Origin of the sequence: Kribbella sp. VKM Ac-2569, from assembly GCF_004216905.1 — a bacterium.
Taxonomy (GTDB): Bacteria; Actinomycetota; Actinomycetes; order Propionibacteriales; family Kribbellaceae; genus Kribbella.
Genome location: NZ_SGXJ01000001.1, coordinates 2,325,221 through 2,350,865, shown reverse-complemented (window position 1 = coordinate 2,350,865; position 25,645 = coordinate 2,325,221). Strand labels below are relative to the sequence as shown.

The window sequence follows — 25,645 nt, the reverse complement described above, 5'->3', positions numbered from 1 at the left end:
GAGTCCGAGCGCGATACCGAGGACGAGTCCGACAGCGAGGCCGAAGCCGAGGGCTGTGCCGAGCAAGGCGCCGGCTACTCCGACGTACAGCCTGCGGGGGCAGAAGCACCTGGTCCACAACAAGATCTACTCGGCGGGAACAGTTCCGGCTGTGGCGTGCGAGCTGCTGGATGTCGCGTTGCGATCACAGAAGGCCGTGCAGCAGTACATGAGCGCGATCCTTGGCTGTCTCCAGCGAGCCTGGAAGCCCGTGGTAGCGCGTGCGGGCGTCAAGTTCCGCCCGTCGGTCGTGTACGCCATCAACCAGGGGTCGAGGACGGCCTGCGGCACCTTCGGCAAGGAGAGCGAGGGGTACTACTGCCCGGCGGACTCAGGGATCTATCTCGACTGGGACGAGCTCGTCGAGGACGCGGAGTACGACCACGTGGAGGCGCAGGTGTACCTCCAGTTCACGATGGCGCACGAATTCGGGCACCACGTACAGGAGCTCGTCGGGATCTCGACGTACTACGACGATCGATGGGGAGAGGTCACCGGCGCGGCCAGGCTCGAGCCGTCGCGCCGCCTGGAACTGCAGGCGTCCTGCTTCGGCTCCGCCTTCCTCGGCGCCAATCAGGCGACCCTCAAGATCTTCGACGAGAGGCTCCGGTACTACCAGTGGTATGCGTACTTCGGTGACGACGACCCGCCGCGTCATACGCCGGACCACGGATCGCGCCGGAGCAGCACGGCGTGGGCGGTGGACGGCTTCGCAGACAAGGCGCCGGCCGCCTGCAACACCTGGGTCGTACCAGCGAATCGAGTCACCTGACATGCGTCGACGTGTGGTGGCGGTTTTTGTTGCCGTGATGGTGGTTGCGGGTTGCACTCGGCAGGCGGGCAGTGTTACCGGAGTTTGAGTTTGAAGCCCTCGTGGGTGTTGGTGAAGCCCAGGTTCGTGTAGAAGCGGTGGGCTTCGGTGCGGGACTTGTCCGACGTGAGTTGGACGAGGGTGCAGCCGCGGGTGCGGGATTCTTCGACGGCCCAGCGGACGAGGGTGCTGCCGAGGCCGGAGCCGCGGGCGGGGGCGGCGACGCGGACGGCCTCGATCAGGCCGCGGGTGGAGCCGCGGCGGGACAGGCCGGGGATGATCGTGAGCTGGAGCGTGCCGATCACCTCGTCGTTGCGATCAGCAACTACCAACAGTTGGTTGGGGTCGGCATCGATCTGCTCGAACGCCGCCAGGTACGGCGTCAGGTCGTCGAGTGACTCGCGGGTGGCGCCGAGTTGGTCGTCGGCGATCATCGCGACGATCGCGGCAACGTCGGAAGCGGTGGCGCGGCGGATCACGACATCGTTCATCGGTACAGGATCGCAAATGCCTGAAGCGGTTCAGTCAGCAGGGTAAGCACCGAAGTACCGCCATGGTGATTGCCTTACGCAAACACTTTTCGTTGCCCCGGCGCGCCTGGAACGTTGTTTGCCCAAGGCATCTGAGGGTACGAGTCATACTGGACACCACTGCATCCGCCCGTGCCGGGGTTGGTGCAGTCATGTGCCGACAGCGGATGCGGGCCAGTCCGGAAGGAACATCCGATGTCAGCGTTAGCTATCGACTTCACCCAGCCGTTCGAGGATGCGTTCAGCAAACTGCTGTCGTTCATCCCGAACCTGCTGGGCGGCCTGGTCATCCTGGTCGTCGGCTACTTCGTGGCCAAGATTCTCGGCAATCTCGTCGGCCGGCTGCTCGGCAAGGTCGGCTTCGACGGCTGGATGGAACGCGCCGGCGTCTCCGGTGTGCTGCAACGGTCGGGCACGGGGCTGACCGCTTCGGCCATGCTGGGCAAGGTCGTGTTCTGGTTCGTCTTCCTGATCAGCTTCACGATGTTCGCCTCCGCACTTGGCGTACCGGAGATCTCGAACTTCATGAGCGACATGCTCGGCTACATCCCGCGGATCTTCGCCGCGATCGTGATCGTCTGCCTGGCGGCGCTGTTCGCCAACTTCCTGGCCGCCGTCATCCGCGGCGCGACCGGCAACGAGACCCTGGCCAAGGTGGCCCGGTACGCCGTGCTCGTGTACGCCGCGTTCGCCGCGCTGACCCAGCTCGGTGTCGCGGTCCAGCTCACCGGCAACACGCTGCTGATCGTCCTCGCGGGCGCCGCGCTTGCTCTCGGTCTCGCTTTCGGCCTCGGGGGCCGCGAGATGGCCGGCCGCGCACTGAACAACCTGTTCGACAAGGACAAGATGGTCAAGCCGGCCGCGCAGAACGGCATGGACAACGGTACGACGGCGTACCCGCAGCAGGGCGGCTACCAGGGTGAGTACCAGGGCAACTACGAGGGCGGCGGCTACCAGCAGCCCACCCAGCCCACCCAGCCCGAGCAGCACCCGGCCCACAGCGCCGCGCCTGGCAACTGGTCCAACGGCATCCCGCAGAACGGCAACTGGCAGCAGGGTCAGTAACCAAGCAGTTCAAATCAAGGCTGTTCTCCTCAGGCGGGCGGCAATCCAACCGGATTGCCGCCCGTCGCCTGTACTACCTGATGAGCACAGAATTCGCGGCCCAGTCCAGCCGGGGTGACCGGAGCGACTGGGGACATGAGCTGGTCTCTTCAGGTGGGTAGCATTCCCCAGACCTGGCTACCTCTCGGCTACCTGCAACACACCACACCACTCGACATCGCGCGTCGTCGGTGGGCACCAGTTAGCTGTTGTCGGGGCCTGCTTTGCGGACCTCTTCGACCTTGGTCATGGCTTCGCGGAGGTCGGCCAGCCAGGTTTCGCTGTGCTGGGCGACGAGTTTGACGCACCAGCCGAGGGCGTCGCTGCGGGAGCGGGCTACGCCGGCGTCGACGAGGGTGTCGAGGACCTGACGTTCGGGCTGGCGGAGGCGGGTCATCACCGGCGCGGACAGCGAGGTGAAGACGGTGCGGGTCTCGCCGCAGCGCAGACCCCATGCGACCTTCCGGCGGGTGGCATGCTCCAGTTCGCGGGCGATCTCGATCCGGCGCTCGCGGGTGTCCTCGCGGAACTGCTTGATCCGGCCGTCCTCGGCGGCGGAGCGCTCGGCCGCGCTCACGTCCTTGTTCTGCTCGGGTGCGGGGATCCGGCCGACGATCAGGATCTCGTCCCGGTCGATCTCCAGCTCGGTCTCACCCTCGAACCAGTCGCCCGGCAACCGTCCGGTCAGCCAGCCCCGCACCTTCTCCTGCTCGGTCTGCGTACTCATGTAATCATGATTACACCCAAACAGGTCGAGCTCAAGTAATCACCAGTACGTCACTGTGTACGCCGCGTGCGCGTCCCCGTCCGACAGTGCGACATGCGAGATGCCGATCCGCAGCATGCGCCCGGTGGCGTCGTTCTGGTACGTCGTGTACGTCGTACCCGCCGCACCCTCAGCCGAGATCCGCCGCCAGTGCGATCCGCCCTTCGCGGAGATGTTGCGCAGTTGCCGGACGACCTTCGGCGTCGCGTAGTAGGCCGTCCACTTCGCGTCGCCGCGCCCCCAGGACCGGACCAGGTTGTCCGACCACTGGACCGCGCTCCAGGCCTTCGGCTCGCCGGCGAACTTGGCGGTGTACGCCGCGTGCCAGCCGTTCGTTGCGCGCAGACCGACGTTCTGTACGCCGATCGTGAGATTCCCGCCGCGGGCGTCGTCGTGGTACGTCACGTAGATCGTGCCCGCGGCGCCTTCGGTGGAGACGCGCCGCCAGTGGATTCCGCCACGCATCGTCTGTGCGTAAAGGGTGCGTGCTGCCGCTGTGGATGCATAGCAGTTGGTCGCCGCGGCGTCGCCGCGACCCCAGGCGCGGACGAGTCGGTCGGCGTACGACACCGCCGAGATGCTCTTGGCGGACTGCAGTTGGCTGCAACTGGTGGTGGTGCCGGCGTTGGCAGGTGCGGCGCCGGTGAGAAGAAGCGGTGCGGTGACCGCGAGTGCTGTCGTGCTACCTAGACCAATGATCCTGCGAATCATCATCGACCTCCCGAGTGGATGTGGTCCTACTAGTGGGACGCCACACCGCACTCAGGAGTTTGCATCGGATTCGAATGAAACAGGCCTGCAATATCAAGCAGCCGGTGGCGGCGCGAATGCGGTACGTAACCGTTCCTGAGCGCTCGCTCCGGCGGCCGTGTGATCAAGTCCGAGCAAGGCCGCGCCGACCACCGGCGGTACGTCGACCACGCGCGGGATCGCCTTCGGGGCAACGTCGGCGAGCAGCTTCGTGACCCGGTCGAGAAGGACCGAGTGGCCGGCCGTCAGCACGCCGCCGCCGAGGACCACGGTGACCCGCTCGCCGAGCAGGTCGAGCCGCCGCAACGCACTCACGGCCATCGCGACGATCTCCTCGGCCTGCTGCTGAATGATGCCTAGGGCAACGACGTCGCCGGCGGCCGCGACCTGGAACAGGACCGGCGCGGCCTCCAGTTGCCGCTCGGCCGGCAGCTCACCGAAGTGGAACGCCTCGATCACCGCGGTCAGCGACGGCAGCCCGTAGTGCATCGGCAATGCGCTGAGCAGTGCGGTGGCCGGACCGCGGCCGTCGTCGGCCCGCGATGCCGACCAGAACGCTTCCTCGGCCAGCTGTGCACCGCCACCCCAGTCGCCAGTCAGCTTGCCCAGTGCCGGGAACCGCGCGGTGCGTCCGTCCGGCAGCATTCCGGAGCAGTTGATACCCGCGCCGCACACGACTGCGACACCACGCGGCTCGTCCAGTCCGGAACGCAGGAGCGCGAAGGTGTCGTTGGTGACGTACACCGACTCGGCCCAGCCGCGGTCCTCGAAGACAGCAGTGAGTTGCTCGACCTCGATGGGCAGGTCGGCATTGGCCAGGCACGCCGAGATCTGCTGCACCAGTGGTACGTCGCCGACGCGCATCCCCGCCGCGGTCGCCGCAGCTCGGACCAGTGGCTCCAGTCCGTCCACAGCGGCCGCGGCGCCGATCCGCTGCGGCTCGAACCCGCCGCCACGCGCCGTACCGAGTACTGTCCCGTCGGCGGCGACGAGAGCGACGTCGGTCTTGCTGTTGCCGGCGTCGAAGGCGAGAACACCGCCCGGGACTAGCGCGCCCACGGGAGGTAGTCCTTGTTGTGCGCCAGCAGCTTGTCCGTCAGCTCCTGTGCGATGGAGATCTGCCCGACCAGTGGATGCGCCAGCAGAGCTTGGAACACGCGCTCGGATCCACCCTTCACGGCGGCCTCCAACGCCAGGTCCTCGTACGCCGTCACGTGGGCGACAAGTCCGGCGTACAAGGGCTCCAGCGGGGACACCGGCTCCGGTTTCGTGCCCTGTGCGTTGACCGTGGCCGGTACTTCGATGACAGCGTCATCGGGCAGGAACGGGAAGGTGCCGTTGTTGAGCGTGTTGACAACCTGCACGTCGCCGGTGTCGTTCAACAAAGACGATGCGAGTGCGACGGCTGCCTCCGAGTAGTACGCGCCGCCGCGCTTTTCGAGTAGTGCGGGCTTCTCGTCGAGCTGCGGATCGGCGTACATGTCCAGCAACTCTTTCTCGAGTGCAGCGACCTCAGCGGCTCGGGACGGCTTTGTCAGAAGCTCCTGCACCACGGCGTCGTGTGCGTAGTAGTAGCGCAGGTAGTACGACGGGACAACGCCCAGCTGTCGCACCAGGTCCGGTGGGAGGTGCAGGTCGTCCGACAGCTCGCCCAGGTGCTTGGAGAGCAATTGAGGCAGTACGTCGTCACCGTTGACGCGGACCGCGCGCTCCCAGGTGAGGTGGTTCAGCCCGACGTGATCGAGTGACACCTCCTCCGGCGTGACTCCCAGCATCGCGGCGAACCGGCGCTGGAACCCGATCGCCACGTTGCACAGCCCGACTGCCTTGTGCCCATGGGACAGCAGGGCGCGCGTCACGATCCCGACCGGGTTGGTGAAGTCGATGATCCACGCGTCCGGGTTGGTACGCCGTACTCGCTCGGCAATGTCCAGCACGACAGGTACCGTCCGCAGCGCCTTCGCGAGACCGCCGGCGCCTGTGGTCTCCTGGCCGACACAACCGCACTCCAGCGGCCATGTCTCGTCCTCGTTGCGTGCAGCCTGCCCACCGACGCGCAGCTGCAGCAGTACGGCGTCCGCACCGTCGATCCCTGCGCCCAGGTCGGACGTGGTGATCACCCGGCCCGCATGTCCTTGTTTCGCAAAGATGCGCCGCGCCAGACCGCCAACCAGCTCGAGCCGATCGGCGACCGGGTCGACCAGCACCAGCTCCGACACCGGCAACGTGTCCCGCAGTCGGGCGAAGCCATCAACGAGCTCAGGCGTGTAAGTGGATCCGCCACCAACGACTGCGAGTTTCATCTGTTGACTCCTAAGTGATGGGTGGCCCCGCCGTGTCGAAGACCTCGTCGCGGGTGGTACTCAGGGCGGACTGCAGTGCTCCGGAGAGCACGGGGTCGGTGCTGATCGCGGTCATCAACAGCTGCGGCCGGGGTACGGCGAGATCGGCGAGCTCGTCCTGGACCAGACCACGCAGGCGTTCGCCGCCCGCGGTGATGACGCCACCAGCCAGCACGATCAGCTCCGGGTCGACGACCGCGACGATCGCGGCCAGACCGACGGCGAGCCGGTGCGCGAACTCGTTCAGTACGGCGTCGCCCGCGCCTTCCGTCTGCAGCGCGATCGCGATCGCGGCCTCCGGCGTACGGGCTTTCAGGCCGTGCTCACGGGCGAGCTCCAGGACGGGTTCGCCGCCGGCGAGTTCCTGGAAACCGCCGGCGTTGTTGCGGCCGACGTTGCGGACCAACGGCGTACCCGGTAGCGGCAGGAACGCGACCTCGCCCGCGCCGCCGGTCGCACCGCGGTGCAGGCGGCCGTTGATGACAATCGCGGCGCCGATGCCTTCCTCGCCCCAGAGCAGCACGAAGTTGTCGTACTCCTGGGCGTGGCCGATCTGCTGCTCGGCGATCGCGGCCAGGTTGACGTCGTTCTCGACCTCAAGCGGTACGGCGATCGCCGCGGCCAACTCCTCCAGCAGGTGCGGGGCGTGCCACCCGGGCAGGTGGGTCGCGTACCGCAGCCGGCCGGTCGTCGGGTCGAACCCGCCAGGCGTGCCGATCGAGACCCGATGCAGGCGCTCACGGCTCAGGCCCGCCTCGCCGGCCGCGCCCTCGATCGCCTTGACCACACGGTCGACCGTGCCCTTGGCGCTGCGGCCCGGGGTGGCCAGCTCGTAGTGGCCGACCACCTTGCCGGTCAGGTCCGCGACGGCGGCACGGATCCGGGTCGGCGTGACGTCCAGCCCGCCGACGTACGCGATGCCGCCGTTGATCTCGTACAGCTGCGCGTTCGGGCCGGGGCGGCCGGCGGTGGTACCGCTCGGGCGGACCAGCCGGGCAGCCTCCAGCCGCGCGAGCAGCTGGGACGCGGTCGGCTTGGACAGCCCGGTCAGGTGGCCCAGCGTGGTGCGGGAGAGCGGGCCCTGGCTGAGCAGCAGGTCCAGGGCGGCGCGGTCGTTCATCGCGCGCAGCAGGCGCGGCGTTCCGGGTGTTGTTGCCATGGGCCAACCCTGCCTCCCTTCGCCGCCCGCGGGTACTCGCCGCGCTGATCTCACGAACTGTTAGGAAAGTTTCCTATTAACGCGAGACCGTACGGCGGACTTCCGCAGGTGTCAATCCGTTGCCGTGGGTTAGGGTTGCCTAACTATGTCCAATGGGGAGCTGTTGAGGCGGGCGATTCGGCGGCATCGGGGCCGCATGGTCGCGGGGGTGCTGGTCCTGTCGTTGCACCAGGCGACCGAGGCAGCGGTGCCGGTCGCGATCGGGATCTTCGTGGACCGCGCGGTGGCGACCGGCCACGTCGAGCCGCTGCTCTGGTGCGTGCTGATGATGGTGGTGCTGTTCGCCGTACTGTCGAACGCCTGGAAGACCGGTGCGCGCCAGGTGGTGTGGGCGATCGAGTACGAGACGCACCTGCTCCGGCTGGAGATCGCGCAGCGCGTGCTGGACCCACGTGGTCACCGGACCGGGCTGCGGTCGGGAGAGCTGTTGTCGATCGCCACGTCGGACGCGGAGAAGGCTGCGCTGGTCATGCGAGCTGTCTCGATGGGGGCGGCGGCGTGTACGGCGTTGATCGTGTCGTCGGTGTCGTTGCTGTTGGTCGACGTACCGCTGGGGCTCGGGGTGCTGATCGGCGTACCGCTGCTGGTGCTGGGGATTCAGGCACTCTCGCCGTTGCTGACACGTCGTACGTCGAGCCAGCAGGAGGCGGTCGCTCAGACGACCGCACTGGCGACGGACCTGGTCAGCGGGCTGCGGACGTTGCGGGGGATCGGAGCGCAGCACAACGCGGCCGCGCGGTACCGGCGATCAAGTGAAGCGACGCTGCGGGCAACACTGCGTGCTGCGTCGACGAACGGGCTGCAGGACGGTGTGACGACCGCACTGAGCGGTCTGCTGCTGGCTGCGGTTGCTGGTGTATCGGGCTGGTTCGCGTTGAACGGACGGATCACGATCGGCGAACTGATCACGGTCGTCGGGCTGGCGCAGTTCGTCGCCGAGCCGGTCGGGACACTCGGCTACGCGAGCCAGGTGCTCGCCATGTCCCGCGCCTCGGCCTCGCGACTCGCCTCGGTCCTCTCGGCACCCCCAGTGACAACCACGGGCACCTCGACAACCATCGACTCAACCCAGCCTCTCCTTGCAGTGGAAGGCGTTTCACACGGGACTCTGTCGTCGCTGAGTCTCGTACTCCGGCCAGGTGAATCCGTCGGAGTGCTCTGCTACGACCCCCGCGACGCCGACGCCCTGCTGACGGTCATCGCCGGACGCGCACCTGAGCACACCGGCTCCGTGCTGGTCGGCGGTACTCGTCTCGAAGAGCTCGACGTTGATGCGGTACGGCGGACCGTGTTGCTGGAGCGGCACGAGACGGACCTGTTCGAAGGAACGCTGCGCAGCAACCTCCTGGCGAACGCCGGGCTGGAACGCGTCATGACAGCTGCTGGTGCTGCTGACCTGATTGAAGAACTCGACCGGCCGTTGGCCGACCGGGGGCAGACATTGTCCGGCGGCCAGCGCCAGCGGCTCGGACTGGCGCGTGCGCTGCTCGCTGAGCCACCGCTGCTGGTGCTACACGATCCGAGTACTGCGGTGGACGCGGTGACCGAGGAGCTGCTGGCGGAGGGTCTTGCCGAGGAGCGAACCGGCCGGACCACGCTGGTGTTGACGAGCAGTCCGGCACTGCTGGGAAAGATGGACCGGGTGGTGGTGGTCGCCGACGGGGCGGTGGTTGCTGAGGGCATCCACTCCGAGCTGGCTGCCTCGGACCCGGCCTACCAGGAGGCGGTGCTGCGATGAACCTGTTGCCGATCGCGGGCCCGCGGGCGACGTGGAGCGTTCTGTGGCGAGAGCTCCGGCGGCTGCCGCTGCTGTCGATTGTCGCGGCCGTGGTGATCACGGGAGCCAGCGCGGCCGGTCTGGTCGCGCCGTGGGCTCTTGGTGTGCTGATCGACAACATCGGCGACAAGTCGGCCGTTGTGCGGGTCGTGGTGTTGATCGCGCTGGCGGCGGTGGTGGCCGGCGTACTGACGGCTCTCGGCGTGACGCTGGTCGCGCGGGTGGGTGAGACCGTGCTGGCGCGGATCCGCGAGCAGGTGCTTGACCGGGTGCTGCAGCTGCCCGCGCCGGTGCTGGAGCAGGTACGTACGGGTGACCTGCTCTCGCGGGTCGGTGACGACGTGGCGTCGGTGGCGGCCGCGTTGACCGAGGTCGGTCCGTCGGTGCTCGGTGCGGCGTTGACGATCGTGCTGACTGTCGGCGGGATGTTCGCGCTCGACTGGCGGCTCGGTCTGGCCGGTCTGCTCGCCGTACCCATGTACTACCTGGCGTTGCGGTGGTACCTGCGGCGGTCGGCGCCGTACTACAAGCAGGAACGGGTCGCGATGGGCGAGCGGTCCGAGGCGATCATCGCGTCACTGCGGGGCAGCGCGACGGTCCGGGCGTACCGGCTCGAGGATCGGCAGCTGGCGACGATCGGGGAGACCTCCGGTACGGCGCGGGACATCTCGATCACGGTCTTCCGGTTGTTCAGCTTCTTCTCGTCGCGGATCAACCATGCCGAGTTCACCGGTCTGACGGCGATCCTGGTCACGGGGTTCTTCCTGGTGCGGGAGGACTCGGTGAGCGTAGGTGCCGTGACGGCGGCAGCCCTGTACTTTCACCGGTTGTTCAACCCGGTGAACGTCGTACTGATGGAGTTCGACCAGATCCAGACGGCGGCGGCCGGGATGGCGCGGCTGGCCGGCGTACTGGAGATCGAGCCGGCTCCGGAGCCACCTGCGAGCCCTGACCCCGCTGACGCGTCGCTGGAACTGCAGGTGATCAGTCACCACTACGACGGTCCTGAGGTCCTCACTAAAGTCTCGCTGCGACTGGAGCCAGGCGAACGGGTCGCACTGGTCGGGGCGAGTGGTGCCGGGAAGACCACGTTGGCAGCGATCGCGGCTGGTGTGCTCGCGCCGTCGACGGGTGTTGTGAAGCTCGGTGGGGTCGACGTACGCGATCTGGGCGAGGACCGGACGCGTACCCAGGTGGCCCTGCTCAGCCAGGAGGTGCACGTCTTCTCTGGAACGCTCATGGAAGACGTGCAGCTGGCACGACCCGCTTCAACGGCTGAGGAAGTAGAGGCAGCACTGGATCGGGTCGGCGCATCGGCGTGGGTGCGTGCGCTACCTGACGGCTTGGACACGGTCGTGGGGGAGAGCGGCCATCCGTTGACAGGTGCACAGGCGCAGCAGCTCGCCTTTGCCAGGCTGGTGCTTGCTGACCCGCCGGTCGCAGTACTGGACGAGGCGACGGCCGAGGCGGGTAGCGCCGGTGCGCGTGCGCTGGAGCGTGCCAGTGCGGCGGCTACGGCCGGACGGACCACGCTGGTCGTCGCACATCGGTTGACCCAAGCTGAGCAGGCGGACCGGATCGTCGTACTCGACCATGGGCGCGTGGCCGAGTCAGGGACACATGAGGCGTTGCTGGCAAGCGGTGGTCGTTATGCGCAGCTGTGGCGTAGCTGGACTGGTACGTCTACGCCTGGTCTGCCAGGAGGGCGAACGACACCAGCCAGTGCGTCGACATGAAGTCCCCGTCGGTGACCGTCGGCAGCACCGCGTCGACCTGACGGTCCGCACCAGCCCGCAGTACGTCGGCAACCTCCGGCAGCGCCGGCGCGATCGTCCGCAGCTGCCACGCCCGTGACAAGGCCAGCCCGGACAGATGCGCCAGCTGCCCGTCACCGGAGTCATCCGTCACCGGAACCTCGAGCAGGTGCTGATGCGCGTCGCCACCCAGTCCCGGGAGGAACGCGGACAGCCAGCTGACGAACTCGGCGTCCGGCAGCACCCGCCGCATCAACTCCGCCTCGGACAGCGCAGGTGACAAGAAGTCAGTCCCCGACGGCTCGAACCGGGTGTCGTACGCCGTGTCGCTGCCGAACCACTGCAGTGCGCGAGCTCGGATCGACTCCACCACATCGGCGCGACCCAGTTCGCCGTACGCCTCGTGCAGCAACGCCAGAGCGAACGCAGAGTTGAGATGTACGCCGTGCCGCACCGGGTACGCCTGCTTCGGCAACCAGGCGAGGACGAGGTCCGCGATGACATCACCGAGTGGAGTGAGCGCGTCTGCCCACTGGGTCTTGCGGGTGGCGGCAACCAGCATCGCCGCCCAGGCCCAGCCGTACGGGCGTTCGTACGACGGACGCTCCCGCAGGTACGCGGCCTCGGTGGCGATCGCGTCGGACGTCAGGCGCCGGTCGAGCACCTCGATCGGGCGGCGGCTGACCTGGTCCGGTGCCAGCGTCAGCAACCGGACCAGGGACCACTGCATGTGTGCGCTGGAGTGCCAGTCGTAGGACCCGTGGAACGCCGGGTGCAGGCGATCCGGGGTCACGTCGACGTCGTCCGGGCCCTTCGACGCGTGGGCCGTACCGTACGGGTACGGCGTCTCGAGCACCTCGCAGGCGATGTCTGCCCAGGCGGCGGCGTACTTCATGGAACTCCTTAGAACGCGAAGAAATACATGATCAGGATGTTGCAGCCGAGCAGCGGGACCGCGGTCGGGATCTGCGCCTTGATCGGCCCGTACTGGTCCTTCATCTCCAACAGCGCTGCGGGCACCAGGTTGAAGTTGGCCGCCATCGGAGTACACAAGGTGCCGCAGAAACCTGCCAGCATGCCGACTGCGAACACCACGGCCGGCGTGCCGTCGAACTGCTGCACCAGCAGCGGCCAGCCGACCGCGGCCGTCATCACCGGGAACGCGGCGAACGCGTTGCCCATGATGATCGTGAAGACCGCCATGCCGATGCAGTACAGCGCGACCGCGGCGATCAACGAGCCCTTCGGGACCAGGTGGTCGGTGACCCGCCCGACCGCCTTGCCGACCCCGGACGCGTTGAACAGCAGGCCGAGCGTGGCCAGCATCTGTGGCAGGATCGCTGCCCAGCCGATGTGCTCGAGTAGACGACGTCCCTCGTGCACCGGCACGGCCGGGGACTTCGGCCGGAGCAGCACCATGCCGACGATCAGCGCCAGGATCGACGCGACCCCCAGACCGATGATGGTGGCGGAGCCGGTCTGCAGCAGCAGCTTGCCGTCGCCGAGCTTCACCTTCGCGAGCCAGGCCCCGAAGATCGCCGCGACCACCGGGATCACCAACGCCGGCAGGAACAACTTGTTGCCGAACCGGTCGGCGAAGTGCACGCGCTCGGCCGGTGTCGTCGTACGCTCCTCGCCCTTGCCCGGGAAGCCCGAGCCGGCCAGGACCGCGAGGCCGATCACCGCGATACCGAGCAGCCAGGACGGCGCCTGCTTGTTCACCACGAAGGTGCCGTAGCCGAACGAGAGGCCGAGGATGCCCCAGAACGCCGCGCTGCCGACCCGTTTCGGGTTGCTGCGGTCGTTGAGCACCTGCAGCGCGATCAGGACGAAGAAGATGCCGCACAGCCAGTAGAACCACTCGACCTTGATCATCGGGCGGCCTCCTTCGTCGCGGCCTTGTCCTCGGCCGCGAGCTTGTCCAGCTGGCGATCGAGGAGCAGCAGCCGGGTGCCGTGGATGAGCAGCGCGCAGATCCCGGTCGGGATCGCCCAGAGCGCGATGTCGATCGCTTCCAGGTGCAGGCCGTACGTCGTGTCGACGAAGCCGGTGATCAGCAGGATCGAGCCGATCGCGACGAAGATGTCCTCACCGAAGAACAATCCGATGGTGTCGGCGCTGGCCGCGAAGCCCTTGATCTTCTCCTGGAGTTTCTCCGGGAGCTTGCCGTACCGGCGTTCCGCGGCACCGGCGGCCATCGGGTGGATGAGCGGCCGGACCGCCTGCGCGGGACCGCCGATGCTGGTCAGGCCGAGGGCCGCGGTGCCTTGCCGGATCAGCAGGTAGATGGCCAGCAAGCGGCCTGTGGTGACGACTTTGAGCTTGCCGATGAGCTTGCGGGCCTGGTGTTGCAGGCCGTAGCGCTCGATCAGCCCGATGACGGGCAGAGTGACGATGAAGACGGTGACGGACCGGCTGCCGGCGAAGCCGTCGCCGAACGCGTTCAGGATCTTGACCGGCGACAGGCCGCCGATCAGGCCGGCCACGATGCCGGCCGCGGTGACGACCAGCATCGAGTTGATCCGGAGGGCGAACCCGACGACCACCACCGCGATAGCGAGCAGAACCCACATGGTTCCTCCCGGGGACGGAACGGTGTTGCTGAGGGGGATGTTCCGCTCACCTTAGGAGATTGTTGAACGATCCTGCAATGCATCATTCGAACAAATCTTTCCGAAACACAACAACGCGCCGTGACCACATGGGTCCGGCGCGTCGTCGTACGGCGGGAAAGAGGGCTAGGGCAGGCGCCAGTCGACCGGCTCGGCGCCCTGCTCGGCGAGGAGCGCGTTGACCCGGCTGAACGGGCGGGAGCCGAAGAAGCCGCGGTCGGCGGACATCGGGCTCGGGTGCGCGCTCTCGACGTACGGCGTGCTGCCCAGCATCGGCTTGAGCGTCTGGGCGTCGCGTCCCCAGAGGATCGCGACCAGCGGGCCGCCGCGGTTCACCAGCGCGTGGATCGCCTGCTCGGTGACGCTCTCCCAGCCCTTGCCGCGGTGCGCCCCGGACTTGCCGGGCTGCACGGTCAGCACTCTGTTGAGCATCAGTACGCCCTGATCGGCCCAGGGGGTGAGGTCGCCGTTGGACGGCGCCGGTACGCCGACGTCCGCCATCAGCTCGCGATAGATGTTCGCGAGACTCCGGGGGATCGGCCGTACGTCGGGGGCCACCGAGAAACTGAGTCCGACCGGGTGTCCGGGGGTCGGGTACGGGTCCTGTCCGACGACGAGCACCTTCACCTGCTGGAGAGGCCGGTGGAACGCTCGGAGCACGTTCTCCCCGGCCGGCAGGTACGCCCGCCCCGCGGCGATCTCCCCGCGGAGGAACTCACCCATCTGCGTCACAGTGCCTTCGACCGGAGCCAACGCCTCAGCCCAGTCCGGCGCCACCAGATCCGACAACGTCTTAGGACTCACCCGCCACAGTCTCGCAGTACTGCGGCTCGCAGTGCACCTCGGGTTGTCGCCCGTTGTTCGCGTGTCGCTCAAACGCTGGTGCGGCTGCAGACGGTACAAAGGTCGCGGCCCCGCGGAGGTATGAGCTCGCGGGGCCTTTGCTTTGCCCTATGTGGCTAGGCGGCGGAGGGCTGCGGTGTAGCGGGTGGCGGCGTAGTGCTGGGCCTTGCGGGTGACGGGGCCGGCCAGGTGGGTGTACCAGGTGGCAGGGCGGCTGTAGGCGCGGATAGTGGCGTACACGCCGTCCTGGTCACGGGTGATCAGGAAGCACTCCTCGCCGGCCTCGGGGTGGCCTTTCAAGGTGCCGTACGCGAAGCCGATGCGGTCCGGTTCGTTGACGACCCAGACGACCCGGCACGGGACTGGCAGACCTCGCTGGGTCCGTGTTCGGAGCCGAGGGATCAGCATGCCCGGTCCTAGGCGGCCCAGTGAGTCGGTGCCGACCTCCGGTGGTGTGGCGGTTGCAGTCACCGGTATGCCGGCCGCCCGGTGCATGCGCCACGTCAGCAACGCGTCAGCAGCCCGCTGGAACACCTCGTCCCCGTCGCCGATCCGCTCCCGGTACTCCAGTCGGTGGTAGCCCTCGGGCGTGTCGTCGTACTGCGTGCACCCGACCTCGTCGTACGTGAACCGCAACCCCGCCAGGTCTTCCAGCTTCATCGGGCTCCTTCCCGTCGCATCGCCAGTACGCCGCACAACCCAAAGCCAACCGCATTCGCCACACCGTGCGTGGCAACCATCCACTCCAACGGTAGGTACGGCGTGTCCACCACATGTCCCAGTGCCCAGCTGACGGCGAGCAGCATCGTCAGCACGAGCACGGAGCCGGACACGATCAACAGGATCGCTGTAGTCCGGTCCGCACGCTGCGACCGCTTCCACAGGTTCCAGCCGACCAGCCACATACCTGTGGTCAGTACGACGGCTCCTGCGAGCTCTACCGGGTCACCGAGGAAGAACCCGAGCAGAACGATCGCAGTACCCAGCGGAACGCTCACCGCCGCTAGACCGTCCGCAGCCAGGTAGGCCATCAGTGCGGCCGCGAAGCCCGCGAAATGGAAGTGGGCGACCGTCAGCGACAGCACGGTCAGGTTGAAGCCGAACAGCTCGTACGACGAACGCTCGGCGACCAGTGCGAGCGCTGCGATCGACGGCGTGGCCAGTGCGGTGTAGAGCGCCACCTGTCGCGTGCTGACGGTCCTGTGCTGGAAGAAGTGCCGTGCAGCCAGTGCGATCAGGACGAGCGTGCCGGCGAAGTAGGCCGACGCCAGCACGATCGACACCGCACCACGGGGCAGCCACAGAGCTACCGCCCCAGGAACGGCGAACGCGAACCACCAGCGGTTGCTGGCGGTTCGCGTCGGCAGGAGAGTGAGTCCGAGGGGTACGACGATGAGCATCCCCAGGCTCACCACCGCGTGGACGAGGACGGTCAACTGCTCTTCAGGCCGCTGGTGTTGTCTTCCTTGAGCGCGTTGAAGAGCGCTTTCGCCTTGGCGTTGTCCCACTTCACGGCGTCACCCCGGTTGCAGCAGAGCTGGAAACTGTCGTCGCTGGTCGGCACGCTCAGCGCGACGCCGCTGCTGCCGGAGATCGCCTGCATGCCGCGGGCGAACCGGACGAAGTCGAACAGGCTCATGTCCTTGTCGACGGTCAGCGCGTCGACGCCCTTGGTCGCGACGCTGTAGTACCGGAACGGGTTCAGGAACGTCGACGGCGAGGCGGCCTTCTTCGCGACGGCGCCGACCATCTGCCGCTGCCGCTCGGTCCGGCCGAAGTCGTTCTTGCCGTCGGCCTTCCGGGACCGTACGTAGCCGAGGGCGTTGACGCCGTCGAGCTCCTGGCAGCCGGCCGGCAGGTCGATGTGCGCGTCCTCGTCCTTCATTGCCTTGGGCAAACACATGTTGATGCCCCCGACACTGTCGATGACGCTGGCGAAGCCGCCGAAGCCGACCTCGACGTAGTGGTCGATGCGCAGCCCGGTGTTGTTCTCGATCGTCTGGATCAGGGACGCCGGACCCTTGTTGAAGGCGGCGTTGATCTTCTGCTTGCCCTCGACACCCGGGATGTTCACCGCGCTGTCGCGCGGGATGCTGATCAGCACCGTCGGGCCGGACTTCGGGACGTGCATCAGCATGATCGAGTCGGTCCGCGGCGGGCCGGCGTCGCCGCCGGTGTGCAGCCGGGCGCGCTCGGCCCGGCTGAGGTCCTCGCGGGCGTCCGATCCGACCATCAGGTACGTCGTACCGGGGGTCTCGGCGGGCCGCTCGCCGGTGGGCATCGCGTCGAGCTTGTCGATCCGGCTCCAGGCGTAGAGCGGGACCGCGATCAGCATCAGAACGAACAGCAGGACGATCAGTCCGACGGTCCGGAGGAACCAGTTGCGGCGCTTCTTCGGGCGTCGCGCCGGGTTCGCCTGTCGCGGGTCGATGGGCTGCGTTTCACTCATAGCCATGACCGTATCGGTGACCGGCCCCCAAGCACGTCACCCCAGTGAATGGTTTTACACGTCGGAAAGTCGATGGCGCCTCCGTCAAAGGGAGGAAATCGGCCCGGAGATCGAACCAGACCGCCGGAACGCGACCGGCGACATCCCAACCCTGGCGGCGAACAGGCGGCTGAAGTACGCCGGATCGTCGTACCCGACCCGGCGCGCGACGGCCGCAACGGACAGGTCCTCCTCGGCGAGCAAAACCTTTGCAGAGCTGAGTCTGGTACTCAGAACGAGCTCATGCGGGGTTGAGCCTGTCGTACGGCGTACTGCGTCGCGCAACTCGTTCACGGTGAGTCCTAGCTCACTGGCGTAGTCCTGAATGCTCATCGGCGTACACGCGAGCTCAGCGAGCCGTGCGGCCACTCCGTCACCAGAACTCGTTCCAGCCTGACCGATCAGGTCGTAGAGCGCTCCCGTGAGCTGTACGGCGTTGTGCTGAGTGCTGACGCGGAGGAGTCGAGTGAACGCGCGGTCGATCGGACGCGGGTCGCCGTACCGGCGGACTGGTTGGCTGGGATCGAGGTGCCCGAGTGAGGTGAGTGCTGCGGTCGCAGGTCCGCTGAACAGGGTCCAGGCCTGACGCCAGCGTGTCGCGGGGCGGTAGCCGTGCAGGACGCCGGGGAAGAGCCAGAGCATCGCAGGTGCGCGTACCACGTGCAGTTGACGGTCAGGGCCGTGCAACAGGTGGCCGCGGCCTTCTCTCAGCCAGACGAGGGCGTGACAGCCGAGCGCACGGTCCGGTGCTGGCTTGGCGTCGTGCATCTGTTCGCCGGCGCCGAGACAGAAGAGTCCAAGTTGGCTCTCAACAGCGCCTGGTGTCAGGTAGGTCGACCAGTTCTGCACGGTACAAGAGTCCAAGAAGCCGGGGCGGGTGTCTATTCCGCTGAGCGCCGTACGCCGGTGGAATGGAGGTGTGCTGACGTCTAACGGATATGTGCTCGATGAGCAGCTGTTGAGTGAGTTGGTTGCGGTGCCTGAGGAGGAGCGGGGTGATCGGGGCCAGCTACGCGCACGGTTGCAGCAGGACGGGTACCTGTTCATGACCGGTCTGCTGGACCCTGCGGTGGTGCTGGCGTTCCGGGAGTACTACTTCGGGTTGACGGAGGCTGTTGCGGACAGAGCGTCGTACCGGAAGGTGCTGTTCGAGGAGATCGTGCCGGGGGCCGAGTACGCGGCCTTCTGTGCGCAGCCGGCGTTGAAGGGCTGGTTCGAGTGGTTCCTCGGTGGTGAGCCGTTCCTGCACCGGCGGAAGATCATCCGGCAGACAGCGCCGGGTGAGAACGGCATCGGTACGGCGACGCAGGCGCACTACGACCTCGTGTACCTGCGCGGCGGTAGCGACCAGGTGCTGTCCGCGTGGATCCCGCTGGGTGACTGCCCGGTCAGTCGCGGCGGACTGACCTACCTGGAGGGCAGCCACCACAGGGTGCTCGAGGAAGAGGCAGCCGGCCGACTGAAGCGCCCGGCTGCGTCCATCACCGCGGACCTGCCCGCTCTGGCCACGCAGTACGACGCCAACTGGCTGGTCGCGGACTACGCGGCCGGAGACGTCGTCGTACACACCGCGCACACCATCCACGCGGCCCTCGACAACGTGTCGACGGAGTTCCGCCTGTCGACCGACATCCGCTACCAGCGCGCCGACGAAGCGATCGACAATCGCTGGCAGAACCACTGGCACGACCGGGATTGGCTCTGACCGGTATTCGGATGCTTCTCGCTAACGACAATCATTTCGGTTAAGGTGCGGATCGGAAGGTTGAACCGAGTCTGAGGAGAGCCGTGAACCGGAACGAACTGATCGCCGGCGTGGCGCAGAAGGCGGGTATCCCGCGGGGCCAGGCCGAGAAGGTCATCGACGCGCTGGGCGACGTCGTCACCGAGGCCGTGCAGCGCGGCGACAAGGTGTCGCTGACCGGCCTGCTCAGCATCGAGCGGGTCATGCGCGCCCCGCGCACCGGCCGCAACCCGCAGACCGGCGAGCCGCTGAACATCCCGGCCGGCTACTCCGTGCGCCTGTCGTGCGGAAGCCGCCTCAAGGCCGCAGCCCGAGGCGACCTCCGCACCGTCCGCTGACCCTCAGCGCCGGACCGCCGTTGCCCAATAGGGCGTCGTGGCCGTCGGTGGAGTGCTGAAACGGGCGTTGGCCAGGTAGAGCCGGTGCCCGAACGCGGCCGCGGTCGTCGGGATGTCGAAGCCCGGATCGGTGATGGTCCGGGTCTGCGTGCCCGTCGTCCCGGCCCGGTTCAGGCTCACCACCGCGACCTGGTTGGAGAAGTTCTGCACGACATACAGCGTCCGGCCGAGCAGCAGCATGCCGTCGCCGTTCGTCATCAGCGTGCCGCCCAGGTCGACGCGTTTCGTGACGCCGGTCCGCGGATCGACCCGGAACAGGAACCCGGTCGACGACTGCACGATGATCACCGCGCGGCCGTCCGGCGTGAGCGTGAGGCCGTTGCCGTTGAACCCGGTCGGATCGTGCACGTAGTCGCCGGTCAGCGGCACGGTCCGCACCTGGTTCAGCAGTTGGCCGTGGCGGCCGATCGGCACCTGGTAGACGACCGGCCGACTGGAGTCCGTGAACCACGCGCTGGTCTTGCTCAGTACGACGTCGTTCACGAACGTCGCCGGCTCGGTGGTCAGCGGGTAGCTCTTCAGGATCTTGCCGGTGCGGATGTCGACGACGCGCGCCGTACCGCTCGATCCGCCGGCGATCCACAGCCGCCCGCGGTCGTCCGCCTTCAGACCGACCGACGGCGTACCGGGTCCCTGGCTGATCACCTTGCCGCGTCCGGTGCGCAGTGTGGCGGCGTAGATGTCGCCGTCGGCCAGCGATCCGAAGTACGCCGTACTGCCGCTGATCGCGATGCCCTCCGGCTGGAATCCGTCCGGTAGCGCGACCCGCGCCGGGAACGCCTCGGACTGTTTGTCTGTGGCTGATCCGAACCGGATGCGATCGCACATGCCGTCGTCGACGGAGTGCTTGACGACAGCCGGACCTTGTGCGGGCGGGGCGGTGGCGGCGGCTGCCGACGTGGTGACGAGGCCCAGCATGAGCGCTGGCAGCCCGATCAGGGCTGTGATGTTGCGGATGTTCATATTTCCTCCCCTTCGGCACACCGTAGAACGGCCGGTGGCAGCCGGGAACGGTTCAGCGATCGACTGCTGTGACCCAGTACTCCGTGGTGGGAGTCGGTGGCGTGGTGAAGCGGGCGTTCGGTAGGTAGAGCCGGTTGCCGAACGCGGCGACGGTCGTCGGTACGTCGAAGTCCGGGCTGGTCAGCTCGTCAACCACCTCGCCCTTCGTGCCGGTGTGGTTCAGCTCGAGCACCGCGATCTTGTTCAGCCGGTTCTGGACGACGTACAGGGTGCGGCCGAGCAGGAGCAGGCCGTCGCCATTGGTCATCAGCGCCTCGCCGAGGTCGATCCGCCGGGCCACGCCGGTCCGCGGGTCGACCCGGAGCAGGAAGCCGGTCGACGACTGCACCATGATCAGAGCGCGGCCGTCCGGGGTCAGCGAGATGCCGTTCGCGTTGTTGCCGGGCAGGTGCTGGTAGTCGCCGCTGAGCGGGATCGTCTCGGGTGTCGCGCCGGCGACTCGGTAGAAGACGGGCTGTTGCGAGTCGGTGAAGTACGCGCCGTCTTTGGCGAGTACGACGTCGTTCACAAACGTCGGCGTCGCGCTGGTGAACGTGTAGCTGGCCAGGATCTTTCCGGTGCGGGTGTCGATCACCCGCCCGTTCCCGCCGGCGGCCCCGGCCACGAACAGGCGGCCGAACGGGTCGACCTTCATCCCGAGAGAGCCGGTGCTCGGGCCCTGGCTGATCACCTTGCCCCGGCCGGTCCGCAGGTCGGCGGCGTAGATGTCCCCGTCGGCGCGAGAACCGAAGTACGCCGTACCGCGGGCGATCGCGATGCCTTCCGGCTGGAATCCGTCCGGCAACTCGAATCTCGTGGGGTAGGGGGCTGGTGCGGCGTTCGCTGCCGGTGCGCTCGCCAGACCCAGCAGTACGGCGGGCACACCGGCAAGGGCAGTGCGCCTGCGGATGGGGTGTGACATGGGCGGGTCCTCCCTGATCCGTGGTCTTTATCAGGGAGAACGTCGCGGTCCTGTGGATAGTTCAAACCGGCGGATTCCCGAACCGGGTATGTTCGCTGGCAGCAACTCGACTTGGGACAAGGGGTCAGGGATGACAGCAGAACTCGACGACTCGGCAGCGGTTCGCCCGCAGGACGATCTGTACCGGTTCGTGAACGGGGCGTGGCTGGCGGAGCACGAGATTCCCGCGGACAAGGCGATCCACGGTGCGTTCCACGCGCTCTGGGACACCGCCGAGCAGGACGTCCGCGCGATCGTCGAGAAGACCGTCGCGGCCGGGCACCCGGAAGGCAGCGAGCCGCGGAAGATCGCCGACCTCTACAGCAGCTTCATGGACACCGAGAGGATCGATCGGCTGGGCGCGGAGCCGATCGCCGAGCAGCTCGCCCTCGTCGCGGGCGTGACCGACCTGGCCGGGCTCGTGTCCGTCCTCGGGCAGCTCGAGCTGCAGGGTGTGCCGGGGGTCTTCCACTACTGGGTCGACGCCGACGCGAAGAAGTCCGACGAGAACATCGTCCACCTGACCCAGGGCGGCCTCAGCCTGCCCGACGAGTCCTACTACCGCGAGGACAGCTTCGCCGAGATCCGCACGGCGTACGTCGCCCACGTGGCGACGATGCTGGAGCTCGCCGGGCTGTCGGACGCGACCGCCGCCGCCGAGCGGATCATGGAGTTGGAGACCCGGATCGCCGGCGGGCACTGGGACCGGGTGAAGGAGCGCGACGTCCAGCTCACGTACAACAAGCTCGACCGGGCCGGGCTCGAGGAGCTGACGCCCGGGTTCGACTGGGCGACGTGGCTGACCGGTGCCGGCGTACCCGAGAGCGCGTTCGCGGAGGTCGTGGTCCGCGAGCCGGACTTCCTGACCGCGGCCGCGGCTGCGCTGCAGCAGGTCGACGTCGATCGGTGGAAGGAGTGGCTCGCCTGGCGGGTCGTGCACAGCGCCGCGCCGCTGCTGAGCCAGGCGTTCGTCAACGAGAACTTCGCGTTCTACGGCAAGACCCTGACCGGTGCGCCCGAGCTGCGCGAGCGCTGGAAGCGCGGCGTCGGCGCGGTCGAGCAGGCGCTCGGTGAGGCCCTCGGCAAGCTGTACGTCGCCGAGCACTTCCCGCCGGACGCCAAGGCCCGCATGGTCGAGCTCGTGCAGAACCTGGTCGAGGCCTACCGGCAGCGGATCGAGGCGCTGGACTGGATGGGCCCGGACACCCGGCAGCGGGCGCTCGAGAAGCTCGGCACCTTCGTCCCGAAGATCGGCTACCCGGACGAGTGGAAGGACTATTCGGCGCTCGAGATCGACCCGGCCGACCTGTTCGGCAACGTCCGCCGCTCGGTCGCGGTGGAGACCGCGCGGGACCTCGCCAAACTCGGCAAGCCGGTCGACCGGAACGAGTGGCGGATGACGCCGCAGACCGTCAACGCGTACTACAACCCGCGGATGAACGAGATCGTCTTCCCGGCCGGCATCCTGCAGCCGCCGTTCTTCCACCTGGTCGCCGACGACGCCACCAACTACGGCGCGATCGGCGCGGTGATCGGCCACGAGATCGGCCACGGCTTCGACGACCAGGGCTCGCGGTACGACGCCGACGGCAACCTGAACGACTGGTGGACCGACGCGGACCGCGCCGCCTTCGAGCAGCGCACCGACAAACTCGTCGCGCAGTACGACGCACTCGAGCCTGCCGAAACCCCCGGCCAGAACGTCAACGGCAAACTCACCCTCGGCGAGAACATCGGCGACCTCGGCGGCCTGTCCATCGCGTACGTCGCCTACCAGTTGTCCCTGGACGGCGCCGGCGACGATCAGGCCGGCAGCGAACGCTTCTTCGCGGCCTGGGCGCACGCCTGGGCCACCAAGACCCGCCCCGAGGAAGCCGCCCGCCGCCTCACCATCGACCCCCACTCACCCCCGGAGTTCCGCTGCAACGCGGTGGTGAAGAACATCGACGAATTCCACAACACCTACAAAACAACCGCTACCGACGGTATGTGGCTCGCCCCGGAGGACCGCGTACGCATCTGGTAGCTCAGCGCTCAGCTGTCGACCGGGCCGCACCAAGGTTTGGCCACAACGATTGTCCCCGGAACTGGGGACAATCGTTGCAGGTGGTTCGGGGGCGGCTTATCGTCCGGGGATGCGTAGATCGTCGGACTTCACGTCGCGGCTGGTGCGGACTGCGGCTGCCGCGGGGGAGATGCCGCCGGTCGAGAGTGATCTGCGGCATGCCATCCTGACCGGCGATCAGCCGCCGGGGACGTCGGTTCCGATCGACGAGGTGGCGGCGTTCTTCGGGGTCAGTGCCATTCCGGTCCGTGAGGCGCTGAAGACCTTGTTCGGGGAAGGGCTGGTCGAGCATCGCCCGCACGTCGGGTACCGGGTGGCCAAGCTGACGTTCCTGGAGTTCCGCGAGCTGTACGACGTACGCCAGGCGCTGGAGTCCGCGGCGCTTCGTGCGGCGGCCGTCAATGCGACCTCCGTCGACCACGACCGGATCCGGGATGCCCACGGATCGCTGGCCGATGCGAGTGCTGCTGGCGACCGTGAGTACGCCGCCGCGACCCGCCGGTTCCACTTCGCGCTGATCGAGCCCTCAGGGATGCACCGGCTGATCCGGATGTACGAAACCGCGTGGAACATCACCGAGCCGGCCCGGCCGATGTCGCGGGTGCCGGCGCACGAGCGGGCCGGTTTCCACGCTGACCACGAGCGGCTGATCGCGGCGTACGTCGCCCGTGACACCGAGACGCTGGTCGCCGAGTCGGAGCGGCACTACGCGCATCTCAAGAGCGCGATCTCGGAGTTCGCCGACGACCCGGAATGCTTCGCCGACCCGGCCTGAGGTCGGTTTCCTATATTTGCGCCGCTTTTCCTATATTTGAAGGGAAACCGGGCGTTCACCGTGGACGTCATTCCGCGAAACACGTTATTCCTAGCTTCGGTTCACTGGTCGCGCGATCCGCCCGCGGCCCAGGCCGGAGGAGTACAGCATGGTGATCGAACCCCGCGCGCCCGGTGACATCGTCGAAGCGGCCGGCTATCCGTCGGAGCCTCGCGTCGCGCAGCGTGACTACCATCCGCGGCTGACGAACGAGGACCTCGCGCCGCTGAAGCAGCAGACCTGGCGCAGCTACAACATCTTCGCATTCTGGATGTCCGACGTGCACAGTGTCGGCGGTTATCTCACCGCGGGCAGTTTGTTCGCGCTCGGCCTGACCAGTTGGCAGGTATTCGTCTGCCTGATCGCCGGTATCTGCATCGTGCAATTCTTCTGCAACCTGGTCGCGAAACCGAGCCAGCTCGCCGGCGTTCCGTACCCGGTGATCAGCCGGGTCTCCTTCGGCGTATTGGGCGCGAATATCCCCGCCATCATTCGCGGTCTGATCGCCGTCGCCTGGTACGGCGTACAGACCTTCCTGGCCGCGGAGTCGCTGAACATCGTCTTCCTCAAGCTCTGGCCCGGCCTCGGCCCGTGGGCGGACGCGGATGTGCACGGTTTCGTGGGTCTTTCGGTGCTCGGCTACGTCAGTTTCGCGATCCTGTGGGTCGCCCAGGCGGCGCTGTTCTGGCGCGGCATGGAGAGCATCCGGAAGTTCATCGACCTGGCCGGTCCGGCCGTCTACGTGACGATGCTGCTGCTCTGCGCCTACCTGCTGGTCAAGTCCGACTTCACCATCGATCTCAACCTGTCGAACCACAGCCTGTCCGGGTGGGCCACGATCGGCACGATGCTGAGTGCGATCGCCCTGGTCGTCTCGTACTTCTCCGGCCCGATGCTGAACTTCGGCGACTTCGCCCGCTACGGCCGCAGCTTCGAGAGCGTGCGGAAGGGCAACTTCTGGGGCCTGCCGATCAACTTCGTCTTCTTCTCGCTGCTGACCGTGCTTACCGCGGGCGCCACGGTTCCCGTGTACGGCGAACTTCTGACGGACCCGATCAAGACCGTGGAGCGGATCGACAACACTTTCGCGATCCTGCTGGGCGCGGCGACCTTCGTCACCGCGACCGTGGGCATCAACATCGTCGCGAACTTCATCTCGCCGGCGTTCGACTTCTCGCACGTCAGCCCGCAGAAGATCAGTTGGCGGATGGGCGGCATGATCGCGGCGGTCGGCTCGGTGCTCCTGACGCCGTGGAACTGGTACAACAACGACACGGCGATCCACTACACGCTGGGCATCCTCGGCGCGCTGATCGGCCCGCTGTTCGGCATCCTGATCGCGGACTTCTACCTGATCCGCAAGCAGAAAGTGGTCGTGGACGACCTTTTCACGCTCGACAAGAACGGCAGGTACTACTACCGCAAGGGCTACAACCCCGTAGCCGTCCAGTCGGTCATCGCGGCCGGCCTGGTCTCGGTCGCGTCGGTCCTCGTGCCCCGCTGGGTGGGCGAGGGCCTCTGGATCAGTGACTACAGCTGGTTCATCGGCTGCGGCGTCGGCTTCGCCCTCTACACGATCCTCGCAAGGCGGGCCGGCGTGGCTTCCGAGGAGATGGTCTGACACCC

At 67.4% G+C, this 25,645-nt stretch carries 25 protein-coding genes; 9 read left to right on the top strand and 16 right to left on the bottom strand.

Annotated elements, in window-relative coordinates; genetic code table 11:
* Positions 1–55 precede the first annotated feature (55 nt).
* On the top strand, positions 56–811 hold the full coding sequence (locus EV649_RS11110) for a neutral zinc metallopeptidase (RefSeq protein ID WP_157996221.1): 756 nt from the start codon (positions 56–58) through the stop codon (positions 809–811).
* Between the two features lie 74 nt (positions 812–885).
* On the opposite strand, the gene EV649_RS11105 is transcribed toward EV649_RS11110, so the two are convergent.
* Positions 886–1,341, bottom strand: coding sequence for a GNAT family N-acetyltransferase (locus EV649_RS11105; protein ID WP_130383090.1), 456 nt, complete (start codon positions 1,339–1,341; stop codon positions 886–888).
* Between the two features lie 234 nt (positions 1,342–1,575).
* Between EV649_RS11105 and EV649_RS11100 the strand changes: the two genes are divergently transcribed.
* Positions 1,576–2,445 carry a hypothetical protein gene (locus EV649_RS11100; RefSeq protein WP_130383089.1) on the top strand — a complete coding sequence of 290 codons (870 nt, stop codon included), beginning with the start codon at positions 1,576–1,578 and terminating at the stop codon, positions 2,443–2,445.
* Positions 2,446–2,686: 241 nt separating this feature from the next.
* Here the strand turns inward: EV649_RS11100 and EV649_RS11095 are convergent, their stop codons facing one another.
* The 5 genes from EV649_RS11095 to EV649_RS11075 all read right to left on the bottom strand — a co-directional run bounded on the left by EV649_RS11095 (position 2,687) and on the right by EV649_RS11075 (position 7,501).
* Entirely contained in the window at positions 2,687–3,211 is a 525-nt protein-coding gene (locus tag EV649_RS11095; protein WP_130383087.1) for a hypothetical protein, read from the bottom strand.
* Between the two features lie 39 nt (positions 3,212–3,250).
* Complete coding sequence (locus EV649_RS11090; protein ID WP_130383085.1) at positions 3,251–3,964, bottom strand: hypothetical protein; 714 nt, start codon at positions 3,962–3,964, stop codon at positions 3,251–3,253.
* 90 nt (positions 3,965–4,054) lie between these two features.
* Positions 4,055–5,059: a BadF/BadG/BcrA/BcrD ATPase family protein gene (locus tag EV649_RS11085; protein WP_130383083.1), complete on the bottom strand. Its 1,005-nt coding sequence runs from the start codon at positions 5,057–5,059 to the stop codon at positions 4,055–4,057.
* A complete protein-coding gene (locus tag EV649_RS11080) occupies positions 5,047–6,303 on the bottom strand; it encodes a 6-phospho-beta-glucosidase (protein ID WP_130383081.1) in 1,257 nt (418 codons plus the stop codon). The genes EV649_RS11085 and EV649_RS11080 overlap by 13 nt, the downstream gene beginning before the upstream one ends.
* 10 nt (positions 6,304–6,313) lie before the next feature.
* On the bottom strand, positions 6,314–7,501 hold the full coding sequence (locus tag EV649_RS11075) for an ROK family transcriptional regulator (RefSeq protein ID WP_130383079.1): 1,188 nt from the start codon (positions 7,499–7,501) through the stop codon (positions 6,314–6,316).
* A 145-nt stretch (positions 7,502–7,646) separates the two neighbouring features.
* Here EV649_RS11075 and EV649_RS11070 point away from each other — a divergent pair, with 145 nt between their 5' ends.
* Positions 7,647–9,299 carry an ABC transporter ATP-binding protein gene (locus EV649_RS11070; protein ID WP_130383077.1) on the top strand — a complete coding sequence of 551 codons (1,653 nt, stop codon included), beginning with the start codon at positions 7,647–7,649 and terminating at the stop codon, positions 9,297–9,299.
* A complete protein-coding gene (locus EV649_RS11065; RefSeq protein WP_130383075.1) occupies positions 9,296–11,074 on the top strand; it encodes an ABC transporter ATP-binding protein in 1,779 nt (592 codons plus the stop codon). The genes EV649_RS11070 and EV649_RS11065 overlap by 4 nt, the downstream gene beginning before the upstream one ends.
* On the opposite strand, the gene EV649_RS11060 is transcribed toward EV649_RS11065, so the two are convergent.
* The 8 genes from EV649_RS11060 to EV649_RS11025 all read right to left on the bottom strand — a co-directional run bounded on the left by EV649_RS11060 (position 11,022) and on the right by EV649_RS11025 (position 17,884).
* A complete protein-coding gene (locus tag EV649_RS11060) occupies positions 11,022–11,987 on the bottom strand; it encodes a DUF2891 domain-containing protein (RefSeq protein ID WP_130383073.1) in 966 nt (321 codons plus the stop codon). The genes EV649_RS11065 and EV649_RS11060 overlap by 53 nt on opposite strands.
* Positions 11,988–11,995: 8 nt before the next feature.
* A complete protein-coding gene (locus EV649_RS11055; protein WP_130383071.1) occupies positions 11,996–12,967 on the bottom strand; it encodes a DUF979 domain-containing protein in 972 nt (323 codons plus the stop codon).
* On the bottom strand, positions 12,964–13,665 hold the full coding sequence (locus EV649_RS11050; protein WP_130383069.1) for a DUF969 domain-containing protein: 702 nt from the start codon (positions 13,663–13,665) through the stop codon (positions 12,964–12,966). The genes EV649_RS11055 and EV649_RS11050 overlap by 4 nt, the downstream gene beginning before the upstream one ends.
* A gap of 165 nt (positions 13,666–13,830) precedes the next feature.
* On the bottom strand, positions 13,831–14,508 hold the full coding sequence (locus tag EV649_RS11045; RefSeq protein WP_130383067.1) for a uracil-DNA glycosylase: 678 nt from the start codon (positions 14,506–14,508) through the stop codon (positions 13,831–13,833).
* Positions 14,509–14,655: 147 nt separating this feature from the next.
* Complete coding sequence (locus tag EV649_RS11040) at positions 14,656–15,207, bottom strand: DUF1990 domain-containing protein (RefSeq protein WP_130383065.1); 552 nt, start codon at positions 15,205–15,207, stop codon at positions 14,656–14,658.
* Complete coding sequence (locus EV649_RS11035; RefSeq protein WP_130383063.1) at positions 15,204–15,983, bottom strand: YndJ family protein; 780 nt, start codon at positions 15,981–15,983, stop codon at positions 15,204–15,206. Before EV649_RS11035 ends, EV649_RS11040 begins: the two co-directional genes overlap by 4 nt.
* On the bottom strand, positions 15,980–16,996 hold the full coding sequence (locus EV649_RS11030) for an LCP family protein (protein WP_130383061.1): 1,017 nt from the start codon (positions 16,994–16,996) through the stop codon (positions 15,980–15,982). The genes EV649_RS11035 and EV649_RS11030 overlap by 4 nt, the downstream gene beginning before the upstream one ends.
* 84 nt (positions 16,997–17,080) lie before the next feature.
* Complete coding sequence (locus EV649_RS11025) at positions 17,081–17,884, bottom strand: AraC family transcriptional regulator (protein WP_130383059.1); 804 nt, start codon at positions 17,882–17,884, stop codon at positions 17,081–17,083.
* 109 nt (positions 17,885–17,993) lie between these two features.
* Here EV649_RS11025 and EV649_RS11020 point away from each other — a divergent pair, with 109 nt between their 5' ends.
* Positions 17,994–18,740 carry a phytanoyl-CoA dioxygenase family protein gene (locus tag EV649_RS11020; RefSeq protein ID WP_241997977.1) on the top strand — a complete coding sequence of 249 codons (747 nt, stop codon included), beginning with the start codon at positions 17,994–17,996 and terminating at the stop codon, positions 18,738–18,740.
* Positions 18,741–18,823: 83 nt separating this feature from the next.
* Positions 18,824–19,117, top strand: coding sequence for an HU family DNA-binding protein (locus EV649_RS11015; RefSeq protein WP_130383055.1), 294 nt, complete (start codon positions 18,824–18,826; stop codon positions 19,115–19,117).
* 3 nt (positions 19,118–19,120) lie between these two features.
* Here EV649_RS11015 and EV649_RS11010 read toward each other — a convergent pair whose 3' ends face one another.
* Together EV649_RS11010 and EV649_RS11005 are read right to left on the bottom strand one after the other, a co-directional pair.
* Entirely contained in the window at positions 19,121–20,140 is a 1,020-nt protein-coding gene (locus tag EV649_RS11010; RefSeq protein ID WP_130383053.1) for a superoxide dismutase, read from the bottom strand.
* Between the two features lie 52 nt (positions 20,141–20,192).
* Complete coding sequence (locus tag EV649_RS11005) at positions 20,193–21,101, bottom strand: SMP-30/gluconolactonase/LRE family protein (protein ID WP_130383051.1); 909 nt, start codon at positions 21,099–21,101, stop codon at positions 20,193–20,195.
* Between the two features lie 130 nt (positions 21,102–21,231).
* Here EV649_RS11005 and EV649_RS11000 point away from each other — a divergent pair, with 130 nt between their 5' ends.
* The 3 genes from EV649_RS11000 to EV649_RS10990 all read left to right on the top strand — a co-directional run bounded on the left by EV649_RS11000 (position 21,232) and on the right by EV649_RS10990 (position 25,640).
* The gene (locus EV649_RS11000; protein ID WP_130383050.1) at positions 21,232–23,166 is read left to right on the top strand and encodes a M13-type metalloendopeptidase; all 1,935 of its coding nucleotides are present in this window, start codon (positions 21,232–21,234) and stop codon (positions 23,164–23,166) included.
* Positions 23,167–23,275: 109 nt separating this feature from the next.
* Positions 23,276–23,980 (top strand): GntR family transcriptional regulator, encoded by a 705-nt coding sequence (locus EV649_RS10995; protein ID WP_130383048.1) that lies wholly within the window; start codon positions 23,276–23,278, stop codon positions 23,978–23,980.
* Positions 23,981–24,128: 148 nt separating this feature from the next.
* On the top strand, positions 24,129–25,640 hold the full coding sequence (locus EV649_RS10990; RefSeq protein ID WP_130383046.1) for an NCS1 family nucleobase:cation symporter-1: 1,512 nt from the start codon (positions 24,129–24,131) through the stop codon (positions 25,638–25,640).
* The last annotated feature ends 5 nt before the right edge of the window (positions 25,641–25,645 follow it).